Source organism: Leisingera sp. SS27 (assembly GCF_028368855.1).
GTDB lineage: Bacteria > Pseudomonadota > Alphaproteobacteria > Rhodobacterales > Rhodobacteraceae > Leisingera.
Genome location: NZ_JAQNCY010000001.1, coordinates 820,289 through 833,825, shown reverse-complemented (window position 1 = coordinate 833,825; position 13,537 = coordinate 820,289). Strand labels below are relative to the sequence as shown.

The 13,537-nt window shown below is 58.9% G+C and carries 14 protein-coding genes and 1 pseudogene; 13 read left to right on the top strand and 2 right to left on the bottom strand.

Annotation, left to right across the window (positions count from 1 at the left end; all coding sequences use genetic code 11):
- Positions 1-160 precede the first annotated feature (160 nt).
- The 3 genes from N6L27_RS04175 (at position 161) to N6L27_RS04165 (ending at position 3,399) form a co-directional block, all read left to right on the top strand.
- Positions 161-1,210, top strand: a complete 1,050-nt coding sequence (locus N6L27_RS04175; protein WP_271905829.1) for a methyltransferase domain-containing protein — start codon at positions 161-163, stop codon at positions 1,208-1,210.
- A gap of 188 nt (positions 1,211-1,398) precedes the next feature.
- The gene (locus N6L27_RS04170) at positions 1,399-2,505 is read left to right on the top strand and encodes an ABC transporter ATP-binding protein (protein ID WP_039179106.1); all 1,107 of its coding nucleotides are present in this window, start codon (positions 1,399-1,401) and stop codon (positions 2,503-2,505) included.
- A gap of 42 nt (positions 2,506-2,547) precedes the next feature.
- Positions 2,548-3,399: a GNAT family N-acetyltransferase gene (locus N6L27_RS04165; protein WP_271905828.1), complete on the top strand. Its 852-nt coding sequence runs from the start codon at positions 2,548-2,550 to the stop codon at positions 3,397-3,399.
- 64 nt (positions 3,400-3,463) lie between these two features.
- Here the strand turns inward: N6L27_RS04165 and N6L27_RS04160 are convergent, their stop codons facing one another.
- Positions 3,464-4,138: a helix-turn-helix transcriptional regulator gene (locus tag N6L27_RS04160; RefSeq protein ID WP_271905827.1), complete on the bottom strand. Its 675-nt coding sequence runs from the start codon at positions 4,136-4,138 to the stop codon at positions 3,464-3,466.
- 100 nt (positions 4,139-4,238) lie between these two features.
- Positions 4,239-4,547 (bottom strand): hypothetical protein, encoded by a 309-nt coding sequence (locus N6L27_RS04155; protein WP_271905826.1) that lies wholly within the window; start codon positions 4,545-4,547, stop codon positions 4,239-4,241.
- Positions 4,548-4,773: 226 nt separating this feature from the next.
- On the opposite strand from N6L27_RS04155, the gene N6L27_RS04150 reads away from it, so the two are divergent.
- The 10 genes and pseudogenes from N6L27_RS04150 (at position 4,774) to N6L27_RS04105 (ending at position 13,525) form a co-directional block, all read left to right on the top strand.
- Positions 4,774-5,001, top strand: coding sequence for a twin-arginine translocase TatA/TatE family subunit (locus N6L27_RS04150; protein ID WP_271905825.1), 228 nt, complete (start codon positions 4,774-4,776; stop codon positions 4,999-5,001).
- Between the two features lie 6 nt (positions 5,002-5,007).
- The gene (gene tatB / locus N6L27_RS04145) at positions 5,008-5,484 is read left to right on the top strand and encodes a Sec-independent protein translocase protein TatB (protein ID WP_271905824.1); all 477 of its coding nucleotides are present in this window, start codon (positions 5,008-5,010) and stop codon (positions 5,482-5,484) included.
- Complete coding sequence (tatC, locus tag N6L27_RS04140) at positions 5,481-6,371, top strand: twin-arginine translocase subunit TatC (protein ID WP_271905823.1); 891 nt, start codon at positions 5,481-5,483, stop codon at positions 6,369-6,371. The genes tatB and tatC overlap by 4 nt, the downstream gene beginning before the upstream one ends.
- Before the next feature lie 94 nt (positions 6,372-6,465).
- Entirely contained in the window at positions 6,466-6,834 is a 369-nt protein-coding gene (locus tag N6L27_RS04135; RefSeq protein WP_271905822.1) for a hypothetical protein, read from the top strand.
- A gap of 162 nt (positions 6,835-6,996) precedes the next feature.
- Positions 6,997-7,517 (top strand): annotated as a pseudogene (locus N6L27_RS04130) (IS5 family transposase); the annotation flags it as partial.
- 427 nt (positions 7,518-7,944) lie between these two features.
- Positions 7,945-9,282: a hypothetical protein gene (locus tag N6L27_RS04125; RefSeq protein ID WP_271905820.1), complete on the top strand. Its 1,338-nt coding sequence runs from the start codon at positions 7,945-7,947 to the stop codon at positions 9,280-9,282.
- Positions 9,266-9,742 carry a hypothetical protein gene (locus N6L27_RS04120; protein WP_271905819.1) on the top strand — a complete coding sequence of 159 codons (477 nt, stop codon included), beginning with the start codon at positions 9,266-9,268 and terminating at the stop codon, positions 9,740-9,742. Before N6L27_RS04125 ends, N6L27_RS04120 begins: the two co-directional genes overlap by 17 nt.
- 63 nt (positions 9,743-9,805) lie before the next feature.
- On the top strand, positions 9,806-9,952 hold the full coding sequence (locus N6L27_RS04115; RefSeq protein WP_271905817.1) for a hypothetical protein: 147 nt from the start codon (positions 9,806-9,808) through the stop codon (positions 9,950-9,952).
- Complete coding sequence (locus tag N6L27_RS04110) at positions 9,949-11,196, top strand: hypothetical protein (RefSeq protein ID WP_271905815.1); 1,248 nt, start codon at positions 9,949-9,951, stop codon at positions 11,194-11,196. The genes N6L27_RS04115 and N6L27_RS04110 overlap by 4 nt, the downstream gene beginning before the upstream one ends.
- 124 nt (positions 11,197-11,320) lie before the next feature.
- On the top strand, positions 11,321-13,525 hold the full coding sequence (locus tag N6L27_RS04105; RefSeq protein WP_271905814.1) for a hypothetical protein: 2,205 nt from the start codon (positions 11,321-11,323) through the stop codon (positions 13,523-13,525).
- Positions 13,526-13,537 lie beyond the last annotated feature (12 nt).

The following is a 13,537-nucleotide window of genomic DNA, read 5'->3' as shown; positions in this document are numbered from 1 at the left end:
CAGCCACATCATCGAATTTCTACTCCGCCCGGCCGGAAGGCCGGGCAGCCGCAATGCCCACGCTCTATCACAGTTGCGTCAGGCCTCCCGCCGGCCCGATTGCCCGGGTGGCTGGGGGCCGCTATCCCTGTGCTCCTGACACAGCAGGAAAGGCGCCCCCATGAAACATGAAAACGTGCAGACCTATTACGGCGAGGTGCTGCAAGGCAGCGATGACCTCCAGACCAACGCCTGCTGCACGCCGGACGACATGCCGGATCATGTGAAGGCGGTGCTGTCGAAAATCCACGATGAGGTGCTGACCCGCTACTACGGCTGCGGGCTGATTGCGCCGGAAGCGCTGGAGGGTGCGCGCATCCTGGATTTGGGCTGCGGTGCAGGACGGGACGTCTATGCGCTGTCGGCGCTGGCGGGCGAGCACGGCAAGGTCGTTGGTGTCGACATGACGCCCGCCCAGCTGGAGGTGGCGCGCCGCCATCAGGACTACCACGCTGAGGCCTTCGGCTATGCCAAGTCAAACGTCGAGTTTCACCACGGGTTTATCGAACAGCTGGAGGAACTGGACCTGGAGCCGGGCTCCTTTGACATCATCGTCTCCAACTGCGTGATCAACCTGGCCACCGACAAGAGCGCTGTGCTGCGCGGCGCGCATCATCTGCTGAAAGAAGGCGGGGAGATGTATTTCTCCGATGTCTATGCCGACCGCCGGGTGCCGCAGGAGATGGCAGAGGATGAGGTTCTGTACGGCGAATGCCTGTCCGGGGCGCTCTATTGGAACGATTTTCTGTCAATCGCCAAGGAGGCGGGGTTCAAGGACCCACGGATGGTGACCTCGCGCCTCTTGACCATTGAAAACCCTGTGTTGGAAAAACGGGTGCAGCCGCTGAAATTCCTGTCGGCCACCTACCGGCTGTTCAAGCTGCCCGCGCTGGAGCCGGCTTGCGAAGATTACGGCCAGGCGGTGATCTACAAGGGCACCATCGACCACGCGCCGCACCGTTTGATACTGGATGACCACCATGTGATCGAGGCGGGAAAGGTGTTCCCGGTCTGCGGTAACACCTGGATGATGCTGCAGGACACCCGTCTTGCGCCGCATTTCGAGTTCATCGGCTCGTTTGACACCCATTACGGTATCTTTGCGGGTTGCGGCGGCAATTCGCCTTTCAACGGGCTGGAGCAGGACGGTGCTGCGGCAGGCTGCTGCTAATCACTTCCAGTATGATTGGAATGTAACGCCCGGCCGATGGGGCGGGCAGCGCCCGTCCCGCCCCCCACGGGGCGGGCGCTGCCCTCGTCTCCGTGTGTCCAGAGGGGCAGACCGCTTGCGGCGCTGCCGCTGGGTTGCTATCCCGGCGTGAACCCAAGCGTTTTCATCGGAAACAGCACTGAGGCCTCATGAACACTGCCCCCGCCGGCATCAGCCGCACGATTGCCCCGCCGCGGCTGGAAATCCGCAATATCCGGCGCTTCTTCGAGGGGCGCGCGGTGGTGGACGATGTCTCGCTGCAGATCCGGGCCGGGCAGGTGACCTGTCTGCTGGGCCCCTCGGGCTGCGGCAAATCCACCACCCTGCGGATGATTGCCGGCGTGGAAATGCAGGACAGCGGCGAGATCTATGTCGATGGCAAGCTGATCTGCGACACCGTGTTCCGGGTGCCCCCCGAACGGCGCGAGATCGGACTGATGTTCCAGGATTTCGCCCTGTTCCCGCACCTCAGCGTCGCTGACAACGTGGGCTTTGGCCTGAAGGGCAGCAAGGACGAGAAACGCGCCCGGGTCGAGGAACTGTTGAACCGGGTGTCGCTGAAGCGCTTCATCGACGGCTACCCGCACCAGCTGTCGGGCGGCGAGCAGCAGCGGGTGGCGTTGGCCCGCGCGATTGCGCCGCGGCCGCGCATCATGCTGATGGATGAGCCGTTCTCCGGCCTCGACAACCGGCTGCGCGACGGCATCCGGGATGAGACGCTGAGCCTTTTGAAAGAGGAAGACACCGCCGTCCTGCTGGTGACGCATGAGCCGGAAGAGGCGATGCGGATGGCGGATGAGATCGCGCTGATGCGCGGCGGCAGGATCGTGCAGCAGGGCGCACCCTATAACGTCTATACCCACCCGGTGGACAAGGCCGCGGTGTCTTTCTTCAGCGATGTGAACGTCCTGAAGGCCGAGGTGAACGGCGCGCTGGCACGCACGGCCTTTGGCGAGTTTCTGGCGCCTGGCGTGGCGGATGGCACCGCGGTGGAGATTGTGTTCCGCCCGCAGCATCTGCGCATCGACTTCGACCGCGGCGGGCAGGGGCCGCTGCCGACCCCCAGCGACGGCGTGCCGGCACGCGCGGTTGTGGAGCGCGCGCGATTTCTGGGCAGCGAGAGCCTGGTGGAGTTCCGGATGGATTTCGACGGCTCGGTTCTGAAAGCCACGGTGCCCAATGTGTTCCTGCCGGAGGCAGGCCGGGTGATGTGGCTGACGGTGCGCCGCAACCGCTGTTTTGTCTTTCCTGCCTGAGTGTTAGCGGGCATTCTGCACCCGACGAGACAGGAGGTGCAGATGCAGGGCAGTTATCAGATCAGACCGCTGGCGGTCGCGGAAATCCAGACCGCTGTTGACTGGGCCGCGCGCGAAGGCTGGAACCCGGGCCACCGGGATGCGGCCTGCTTTGCCTCGGCGGATCCGCAGGGGTTCTGGGGCGGGTTCCTGGACGGGCAGATGGTCGCCTGCATCTCGGTGGTGAACTACGTCGAGGTGTTTTCTTTCCTCGGTTTCTACATCGTGGCGCCGGAGCATCGCGGCCAGGGCTACGGCTATGCCCTGTGGCAGGAAGCGCTGGAGCATGCCGGGAGCCGGGTTGTCGGCCTGGACGGTGTGGTGGACCAGCAAGGCAATTACCGACGCTCCGGCTTTGAGCTGGCGTACCGCAACATCCGCTTTGGCGGGGTGCCCGGCAACAGGCCGGCGCCGCCGGAGGGTTTTGATCTGTCGCCGCTTTCGGCACCGACGGCCGAGCTGGAAGCGCTGGACGCGCGCGTCTTCCCGGCGCCGCGCACGGCCTTTTGGCAGCAGTGGCTGGGGGCTGCGGGGCATCGCTCCTTTGCCGCTTACAAGGATGGCAAGTTGGCTGGCTTCGGCACGCTACGGCCCTGCGGCAGCGGCTGCAAGATCGGGCCGCTGGTGGCGGTGTCGCGCCCGGCTGCCGAGGTGGTTCTGGCGCGCCTGCTGCAGGAACTGCCTGCGGGGCAGGAGGTGTTTCTGGATGTGCCGGAACCCCATGCCGCGGCGGTGGATCTGGCGCGCAGCCTCGGTCTTGAACCGGTGTTTGAAACCGCCCGGATGTACCGCGGGCCTGCACCGCTGCTGGACACGGATCTGATTTACGGGGTGACCTCGTTTGAACTGGGGTAGGGGGCGCTGCCCCCGGCCCGGCGGGCCTCCCCCGGGATATTTTCAGCCAGATGAAGGAAGGATCTCAGGATCCGAAAGGATCATAGTCCTGCAGCCGCTTGCCGGGTTCGTCCACGAACAGCTCGGGCAGGGCGGAAGCATCCTCGATCAGGTCGACGCGGAACACGCGGAAGGCATTACGGGTCTCGCACCAGGCGGTCAGGGTCCAGACCCGGCCCCAGTACTCCATGTGCAGCGGGCGGATCTTGCGCTCTGTCAGGGTGCCGTCGATGCGCCGGTAGCTGAGCTGCAGTTTCTGGCGCGCTTTGATGGCAGCGCGCAGGGTTGGCATATGGGCAAGGGCGCGGGCGGCGTCCGAAAACGGGTAGACCGCGAATTTCCAGGCGTCGGCCTCGGCAATGGTCTGTTCCGGCAGCACGGCGTCCACTTTGGCGGCCAGCGACAGGGCGGCGGCCTTCAGGCCGGGGTCGGCAGCCTCTGCCACAATCGCCATGCCGAGGTTCAGCGCTTCCAGCTCCTCCGGCGTCAGGGTGAGCGGCGGCAGGCTGATCTGCTCGCGCACCATGTAGCCGACGCCGCGCTCCCCCTCCACCGGCACCCCGGAGGCCACCAGCGTGTCCATGTCGCGGTAGATGGTGCGGGTGGAGACCTCCAGCCGTTCGGCGATGTCCTGGGCGCGGTGCAGCTTCCCGTCGCGCAGGATCTGGATGATTTCAAAAAGGCGGTCGGTGCGGCGCATGGGGCTAGCCTTTGCGCGGTGGCGTCAGGAGGTCAAGGGCTGCGCCTGGCCCGCAGGCGCAACCTGCAGTGTTCCGGCCTTCAGACGCAGCCCGGCAGGCTTAGGGCGTCATCTGCCACAGCACCTCTTCGTGGCGCATGCTGGCGCTGTCCGGCGCCAGTGCTGCAACAACTTCAGGGGCGAAGTCCTGCTGCATGAAGGTCTGCGCCACTTTCTGCGCCGTTGCCATGTCCTTCCAGACCACATAGTCGGTCCATTTTCCGTCTTCACCCTGGCTCAGCTGGCGGGTGACAAAGCCGTCCTGCGCGCGCACGAAGCCCTCGGTGCGCTGCATCAGGGCTGTGAAATCGGCGGGACTCACGCCATCGGCCAGTTTGAAGGTCACGATTTCGGCGACATGTTTGCTCATCACGTTTCTCCTTTGTTCATGTGATGGGCTGGCTTTACCGACTTGCAACTGACATAAACCTGTCAGTTGGATGCGGGCGGGCGGCAAAAACTTCGGAATCCTGCGCTTGCCGGTGCCTAAAGCACGCGGAGTTGCTTTCGCTCAAAGCCGCGCCCGCGCTAAACCCGTAGCGAATAATTCCACCGGCGCCCGAAATACGCGCCGGATCAAGTAAGGAGAGACTCACATGCTCAACAACATCGGCCTGCCTGGCCTTCTTCTCATCGCTGTCGTGGTGCTGGTCCTGTTCGGCCGCGGCAAGATTTCCTCGCTGATGGGTGAGGTCGGCAAAGGCATCACCTCTTTCAAGAAAGGCATTAACGAAGGCACCAAGGAACTGGAGCAGGACGCCGCAGACGCGGCCAAGGACGTCACCCCAGGCGCCGAAACTGCGACCGAAAAAGACAAGGCCTAAGCGCGGATGTTCGATCTTGGGTGGACCGAACTGCTGGTCATCGGCGTTGTCGCGCTGATCGTCGTCGGCCCCAAGGACCTGCCGGTGCTGTTCCGCAACGTGGGGCGGTTTGTCGGCAAGGCCAAGGGGATGGCGCGTGAATTCAGCCGGGCAATGCACGATGCCGCGGATGAGGCCGGGGTCAATGAGGTCGCCAAAGGGCTGAAGGCCGCGTCGAACCCGATGAGCACTGCCATGGATGGGGTCAAGCAGGCCGCACAGGAAATGGCGTCTTCGATCGACCCCACCAAATACGACCCTAACAGCGAGACCGGCAAGCTGGCGGCGGAACGCGCGGAGGATGCCAAGAAGATCCAGGCATCGACAGCGCGCGCCGCAGCAGAGCGCAAGGCGCGTGAGGCCGAGGAAGCATTGGCCAAGGCTGAAGCGGCTGAGGCGGCGCTGAAGCCCGCGGCAGCGAAGGAAGAAGAGGCCAAGTCATGAGCAAGACGGATGAGATCGACGACTCAACCGCGCCGCTGATTGAGCATCTGGCCGAACTGCGCAACCGGCTGATCCATTCGGTGCTGGCTTTCATCGCCGGCATGGTGATCTGTTTCACCGTGGCGACGCCGGTGTTCAACTTCCTGACCGCCCCCCTGTGCCAGGTGCTGGCCGAGAGCGGCCAGGACTGTGCGCTGATCTTCATCAGCCCGCAGGAAGGCTTCTTTGTCGCGATCAAGATCTCCTTCCTGGGCGGGTTCATCCTGGCGTTTCCCTATATCGGGTTCCAGATGTGGCGGTTCGTGGCACCGGGGCTGTACAAGTCCGAAAAGGGGGCGTTCCTGCCTTTCCTGGTCGCCTCGCCCTTCATGTTCCTTCTGGGCGCCAGCTTTGCCTTCTATGTCGTTACCCCGCTGGCCTATGATTTCTTTCTGGGCTTCCAGCAGTTCGGCTCTGGCGGCGAGGCTGTAAGCAGCGAGGAAGTGAATCAGGGTCTCAGCGTGGTTTTCCAGGGGTCCGCTCAGGAGTATCTGAACCTGACGATCAAGTTCATCGTGGCCTTTGGCCTCTGCTTCCAGCTGCCGGTGCTGCTGACCCTGATGGGCAAGGCCGGCCTGGTGAGCGCTGAGGGGCTGGGGGCGGTCCGCAAATACGCTGTGGTGGCGATCCTGGTGCTGGCTGCACTTGTGACGCCGCCGGATGTGATCACCCAGATCATCCTGTTTGTGGTGGTTTACGGGCTTTACGAGGTTTCGATCTTCCTGGTTCGCCGGGTAGAGGCCAAGCGCGAGGCAAAGCTGCGCGCGGAGGGCTACTATGACGGCGAGGAAATGGAAGCCCATCCCGATGAGCCGGCGGCCGCAGACGCCGAGGACGGCAAGGTCTGATAAGCCTGAGAGGGTTTGAAATGCAAAAGCGCGCCTGAAAGGGCGCGCTTTTTTGCGGTGGACGTGCTGGTCTGCTTTGAGCCCAACCTGTACCTTGGATTTATTCGCTGCGCGCGCTCGCAGCAGCAAAATCGCCGCGACTGCATTATTTTCGGCGCCGCTGCGCGGCATGAAAACCAGCCATTCAAGCATGCTGCGGCGATATCTGTCACCCGAATTCACAGGTCGCAGGACGAAGCGTCAATTCGCTGCGGCTGCGCCAATGGCTGCTGTTGCTCGGCGGATCAACGCCCTCCACGCACCGATAGGGTTCATTATGCCAACTATCGAGCGGCAAGCCCAGTTGTCATCCGATCGCCGCGTCGTACTCGCTCCAGTCAGTTATGATTGGCTCTCCGTTGATAAGGTGCCTCAGAATATGTTGTGGAAGAATAAAATTCTCGAAAACCGATTAAAATCGTAGCTCCGTGGTTTCAATCCTTTGACCAAATTGGAGGTTTCCGTCTTCCAGGAACTTCTTGGGGACATAGGCTGAAGTATATTTCCATTGGTCTACTCTGCTCGGAAAGTCCATCTTGAACATGGGTGAATCATAGAAAAAAATTTTCGAAAGAAGTCTCCAAAGCGGGCCGTGCCAGACGCCCTGCAAATGATCGACAGCACCGTGATCCGGGCCCATCATCAGGCAGCGGGTGCAAAAGGGGGACTCCGCGACAGGGTTTCGGCCGTTCTAGAGGTGGCTTCGCGACCAAGATCCACCTCCTCGTCAACGCGCATGGTCTGCCCATGAGAACCGAAATCACGCCAGGGCAAACGTCCGACTATCTGGGCTTTGACCTGGTCATGGCAAAAAACCTGCCCCAGCATAAGATATTGCTGGCCGACCGCGGCTATGACGCTGACGGCATTCGTAAGTCTATGAATGACCGTGGCGTTCGCCCCGTGATCACCATGCGCCGGTCCCGCAAGAAACGCGTCGGTGTGGATCGTTCCTTGTACCGGCTTAGAAACCTGGTCGAACGATGCTTCAACAAGCTCAAGAACGCCCGCAGGGTCGCAACCCGCTACGACAAGACAGCCGAGAGTTTCCTTGGCTTCGTCGATATTACGTCTATCCGCCTATGGCTGCGCTATTTGTCAACATGACCTAAACATCCACAAGATATGGACTTCAAAGCCAAACGAATTCACTGCTGACCAGATCCATCAAAAAATTGGGATCAATCACCTAGGCGATCCTTCCCCTTATCGAACAGATCCTGATTGCCACAAACCGCATGGCTTGTAGCCAGATAAAAGGAAACCCGAACAAGGCAGCACAAGCTGACCCGACGCCGATCCCACCCCCGAGATCCAACCAAGGGTTGATAGAATCGAAACAATCACTATAATGCAGGTTGTTTTGTTTACGATGTGAGGGGGTATCTGCTGTGAAGTCAACTTTGGTATTAGTCGTTTTGTTCGCTTCGCTGTTTGCAGCATCCCCTTCTTCGCTGCATTCTCAGGTGGGTTGCGACCCTTCGCGCGAAACTTGTCGATAAGACAGCGCCGTAACATTATGTCTGCGGACCTTATGAACGACATTGTCGCGTTGTCTTTTGGCGTTGGCATAATAATCGCGTTTTCCCATGAACGTTTTAACCGGATTTCCTATGAGACCGGCAAGCGTCTGGATCGGCTGGTCCTTTTCCTGACGCCGGATAAGCTGCGCGCGCGTCGACAGGTTACCTATGCCTATTTCATCTACACGCTTTCGCTGATCATCCTCTATCTGATCCTGTGCGCCTATGCGGAGGTTCTGTTGCCGCTAATCGGCGGTCAAAGCCTGTTGCCCGAGATTGGGGCCAGCACGTTGCCGACCGAGGCGTCGACAAGCACGGCCCCTGTGTCAGACGCCTCATCCGAACCGACGACGGGTTTTGCGCCGATGGGAACATCAGCGGCCGAATTCTGGATAAAAAGTCTTGAACCCGCCACGAGTTCCAAGCCTATGGACTCCAGCTCAGGCATCAATATCGCACCGGAAGTGTCCATGGGGCTGGCCCTGATCATGGTTGGGCTGGCGCCATCCATTAAGGCGCTGGTTCGCGTGGATGAATGGCTGCGCATGTTTGCGCATCGCGTTGCAGGAATTCCGACCTGGGTCATCGATACCTCGGACGCATTGCGGTCGAACGCCAAGGTTCTGCGGTTCTTCACAGATGGCGAAGAGGACAATTCCAGCGAATATCTAATTTCGGAACCCGAACGCAAACGGGTCATGGATCTGCACGTCAAGGCCAAGCCCTTTCTGGGTAACCTGGATGATTTCATCCTGAATGTCGAAGTCGTCCTTGTGGCGTCGGCCTGGTTTCTGGATGAAAAGCTGCGAACCACAGGGGCTGGTGACAAAAACCGTTTCGAAGAAATCGAAAATGAACTGCGCCGCCGAAAGAACGAGTTGTTCAGTGCCGCAAACAGTCCCGATCTTTCCCATGAAGGCTGGGATGCAGTGGCCACTGCCGCTGATGAGTTGGCCAGCGATTTCTGCGTGCTGATCGCCCTTTACGACGAACAGGACATCATTCAACCCTATGATCAGCGCCCTGCCCCAAACCGAAAGCCAACGCCGCGCGCGGGCCAGGCTGCGGCAATTCGTAGACGTCCTTTACAAGAACAAGACCGAACCACTAATGCAGCGTCGCGGCAACAATCTGACGCTGTTCTGGACGCTGACAATCGTGCTGAGCTGGACGGTCGCCTGGGCCGTGCTGTGGCCGGGGCGGGCGGAATACAACCTGACATGGGGCTTGCTCAGCAGCGATACTTATCTGAGGATCAGGCTGTATTCGGTCAACGCATTCAACACCTACTGCATTGCCACAATCGTTGCGATCACCATTCGCTGGGTCCGAATGACTTCGGTCGCTGAGGACGGCCAGCGAAAGTGGGAAAACATGCGCTATCCCAACCACTGGACGCGGTGGCTGCCGCAAGCCTTGGGCCTGTTCTTGATTGCCTTCCTGGTTTCTACGACATTGAACATCGCGGTTCAGTTATGGATAACGGAAACTAGGACTACCGAAGCAGAAGCCTGGCGCATGACATTCGAAGAGTTCATGACTTCGATCCGCTGGCGGTTTGAGTACATGGGCCCGATTTCCTTCCGGGCTGCCTGTCTGGCGCTGCTAGTGATCGTGCTTTTAGATGCAAGGCAACGATTGTGGACTGATGCCGGTCGGTTTGAGCAGCGACAGCGCAAGGGGCATCCCTCTAGCGATCAAATGATATCGAATGCCAAAACCTGGAGCGAGCTATCCTTTCTGGACAGTTTGGCCTGGGTCGCGGTGGGTGTGTTCATGATGCTGATCATAACCCCTGTCATGCGCTAACTGTCTTTTCTGGCAGCTTCTCAGGATTATCCGCGGTCGTTCGATCATATTGACGCCGGGTTGATGATCTGGGCGACGCTTTATGCCGCTTTTCTGGCCGCTTTGGTGATGTTCTGCCTGTCCGAGGTTCTTACCCGTCGTGCCTTCTATCGTGCCCCGAAAGAAACCGCAGACAGCATGTCTTCGGACGTTGTGGGGACTGAGAAATGAACGCCATTGTCCGGATAACCCTGCTGAGCCTGATTTGCCTACCTGCGCTTGCAGTTGGACAAGAAACCCAGCTTGAGACCGTTGTAAGCGAGGATCGAAACGTCATCATGGGCGCGCGCACCGATGTGCCGCCCTTTATCTGGAAAGACAAAAAGAGCCAAAAGTACCGCGGACTTTTCTGGGATATCTGTGTCGAAGCACTCGTGCGCTCAGATCGCCCGTTCGACACCGTGCCAATCTCGGCCGAGCAACGGTCGGACCTTTTGTCCAAAGGCAGTTATTGCACAAATGCAGAAGAGGACTACGAAGCCTGCACCACCGAGATCGGGACAGTGGACTTGTTGTGCGATCCAACCACTGTAAACCTGAAACGAATGCAGACTTTCACGGATCTACAGGACAAAAAAACCGGTGAAGGCCTGCAACGTTTTGTTTTTTCCCCCATCCTTTATCTGGCAAATGGATCGTATTTTCAGCGGGGTTACCCCAGAAGGGTTTTTCGAGAACAGCTTGCAACGGTCCTGAAATTTCGATGCGTTCAGTTTCCGGATTTGAAGCCTGTTTTTTGTGGCGGGCGCGAACACCCTACCGGTTGGGAATGGCTTCGCCGACCCGATAAATCGTTGTTTGGCAAAAAGCCGAGCATAGACTGGGCGAGCGCTTGTGATGCCATTCTGGACGCCATGGCGACAGAAAAGGAGTTGCCGACTGATACCAAAGATCAGAAACGAAAAGTTTGGCCTCCGCAAATCTGGCCGGAGCCGGATCCGGTAGAGCCTGAATTCGAGATTTGGGGATACCTTAAAGGGTCGACCATCGGACCATCAGTTGACAAAGCCGCAAAGCTGGCACCCTCATCTGTCGGCATTTGTACGCAGGCATTTGAATCGCATGCCTTGGCGACCGAGGCGTTCTGCAACGGCGAGATTTACCGCTATTTCGGAGATGTCGATCTGGTTCGGGCGGCTATCGAAGCCTATCGCGCCAACCATACGGACAATGACTGCCCCGCAGATGAAACGCCATCTTCCCGGGGGGCTTATGAACCCTATGCCTTGGTTCTTTCCAACGAAAACAGTGGCTTCCCCGAGGACTTCACGCTGGCGCTGTATTCCATGTTCTCCGATGGCACGATTGCCCAGATGTTCAAAGGCCGGTTCGGGGAAAGACGGCAATCACAGTACCTTGAAACGTTGTTCAGAATTAACAGCATACCAACCGGCGACGAAAATCCCAAGGAATAGCACGGCGAATGACCGGCCATCTGACAGACTGTTTTGAATTAAAACTCTGCTGCCTCGCCGGGATCATGAATATTACCGGACCGCCACCAAGCCCTTTTTTAATTTTCGATGACCGGAGAGAGTGGTGTCTGACGACATAGACAAGAAGTTCATTACGGCGCGCGGTATCCGTAAGGACTGGGTCGACTTGCGGGATCAACCGTTTGTGCCCGGCCTGACCATCCTTTGGGACAGTGTTTCACTTGACCAGAACCTAACGGATCACATCGCTGGCACGGATTTGAGGCAGCCAATCTTTGGCGTCCGCAATCAATCGCACTCGCAGCGCTGTGTTGGATATTCTCTGGCCGCTCTGATCGACATTCAGCGCTGTTTGCAACTGCTGCGCCGCCCCGACGGACAGGACAGGTTGGAGCAGAAAAAGGACACATTTCGCACGGATATCGCCAGCGCGGACATGCTGTACCGGATGGCCTATTTCCATGACCGTTATCCGGGCATCGACGAGTTGCAGGGTGTCGAGGGCATCCGCTCGCTCCGCTCTGCCATAAAGGGCTTCTATCATCACGGTGCCTGTCTAGACTGGCCCATGGACACACAAGCCACTGAAGAATGGAGGTGGCAAAGCACAAGCTATTTCCCACAAAGCAAAGACGATCAGGCCAAATACCCGTCTGTCGCCCAGGCAAAAAAGGCGCGTGAAATCGGGTTAGGGGCCTACTTTCGCCTCGCATCATCCCTCAACCACTATCATTCGGCGCTCAACGAGGCCGAGGCCATATTGGTGTCGACCCAAATCCATGACGGGTGGCGAAACGTGACTGCAGCCAGCGGAGGGATCATCCCGTGGCCCCCCAAGGAAGGTCTGATTGGTTATCACGCAGTGGTTCTGACGGGATATGACCGCGACGGGTTTCACGTGTTGAATTCCTGGGGTTCGGACTGGGGCGGATACCGTGGACAAGCGGGCATCGCGCTTTGGTCCTATGCCGATTGGGCAAAAAACATCATTGACGCATGGGTTCTGCGGCTTGGCGTACCCGCACCAAAGGCCTTTGACGCCTCGATCGGCGAACAAGGGTTAAACGGGCTGTACCAACCCATTCAGTCCGGTTCGAAACCCTGTTTCGAACTGATCGGCCATTTCATGCATCTGGACGATGGTCTGCACGTATCGACAGGTTCCTATCCCTCGTTCCCTTCCAGCTGGGGAAAAACCTGCGCCTATCTGAAAGGCACGCTGACACCAAAACGGACAAAGACCGCGGAATCAGAACACAACTACAAGGGCGTGCTGCTCTGGATACCCGGCAGTCTGGAAGGAATAAAACCCTCCTTCGATGCGGCTGCGTCGCGCAAGCACGCGATTAAGAAGCTGGATCTGTATCCTTATTCTGTCTTCTGGTGCAACAGTTTCGCAAAAACTTCGCTGGAGATTTTTGAAGTCCTCTTTGACGACTGCGAGCAACGGGCTGGGGAACGCGCCCAGCATCTGGACGCGTTGATCGAAGAGCGCGTGCGCGGCATCGGCCGGGCCTTTTGGCGGGAAATCGAAACCAGCGCAAAAAAAACCGTGCGCGGTCCAACCGAACACCCGACCGAGCCACTGCAAACCGACGGTCCCTGGCCGGGTTTTGTAACCTGCTTTCTACGCGATCTGATGGAGTTGAAGGACGAAACGCAGTGCGAAATGCATCTGGTCAGTGAAGGCGCCGGCGCTTTGGTCGTTCACGAAATGCTGTCGATGATTGCCGAGGACAGGAAAAGACCGGCTGAGCTGCAGCTTTTTTCGAGCCACGATGCCTCGGCTCTGTTCGATACGCTGCATCTGATTCATCCGGGCATCGGTCTTCGGCGCGCCAGCCAGTATCTGACACCCTGTCTTGAGGCGATGAACGGCGGACAGACCGGCAAGGACCGTTCGCCCAGCCGGTCGCAAACGCCAACTGTCACACCGCGGGTTGATTTGTCCGGCAAGCAACTGTCGGACATCCGGGGCCGGATTTACGTGCCTGCCCCAAACCTCGAAAAAAACCTGCGCTTTGGCCGTTACAGCAAGCCGCTGTTGCATCTGGTGGCGCGCGCCTTTGAAGATCCCAACTATATCCTGTCGGAAACCGGTACTATTCAGCGCGGTCAGCATCGCGATTTTCTGGGTTCTGCCAATATTGCGGGCAATCAGGATTTTCCAGCCCAATCGGCAATTTTCCAGCTCAACCGCATATCGAACCAATCCGAAACCGGCGATCCGGTAACGCAATCGGACCTGATGCGGGACCCCACTATTACCGAAAGTATTTTTCAAACCATCCGGGACCGCCGCAGATAGCCCGGTGTATCA

Coding starts and splice junctions, on each gene's coding strand:
- N6L27_RS04175 (WP_271905829.1), top strand. CDS start 161: ATGAAACATGAAAACGTGCAGACCTATTACGGCGAGGTGCTGCAAGGC.
- N6L27_RS04170 (WP_039179106.1), top strand. CDS start 1,399: ATGAACACTGCCCCCGCCGGCATCAGCCGCACGATTGCCCCGCCGCGG.
- N6L27_RS04165 (WP_271905828.1), top strand. CDS start 2,548: ATGCAGGGCAGTTATCAGATCAGACCGCTGGCGGTCGCGGAAATCCAG.
- N6L27_RS04160 (WP_271905827.1), bottom strand. CDS start 4,138: ATGCGCCGCACCGACCGCCTTTTTGAAATCATCCAGATCCTGCGCGAC.
- N6L27_RS04155 (WP_271905826.1), bottom strand. CDS start 4,547: ATGAGCAAACATGTCGCCGAAATCGTGACCTTCAAACTGGCCGATGGC.
- N6L27_RS04150 (WP_271905825.1), top strand. CDS start 4,774: ATGCTCAACAACATCGGCCTGCCTGGCCTTCTTCTCATCGCTGTCGTG.
- tatB (WP_271905824.1), top strand. CDS start 5,008: ATGTTCGATCTTGGGTGGACCGAACTGCTGGTCATCGGCGTTGTCGCG.
- tatC (WP_271905823.1), top strand. CDS start 5,481: ATGAGCAAGACGGATGAGATCGACGACTCAACCGCGCCGCTGATTGAG.
- N6L27_RS04125 (WP_271905820.1), top strand. CDS start 7,945: ATGAACGACATTGTCGCGTTGTCTTTTGGCGTTGGCATAATAATCGCG.
- N6L27_RS04120 (WP_271905819.1), top strand. CDS start 9,266: ATGACTTCGGTCGCTGAGGACGGCCAGCGAAAGTGGGAAAACATGCGC.
- N6L27_RS04115 (WP_271905817.1), top strand. CDS start 9,806: ATGATCTGGGCGACGCTTTATGCCGCTTTTCTGGCCGCTTTGGTGATG.
- N6L27_RS04110 (WP_271905815.1), top strand. CDS start 9,949: ATGAACGCCATTGTCCGGATAACCCTGCTGAGCCTGATTTGCCTACCT.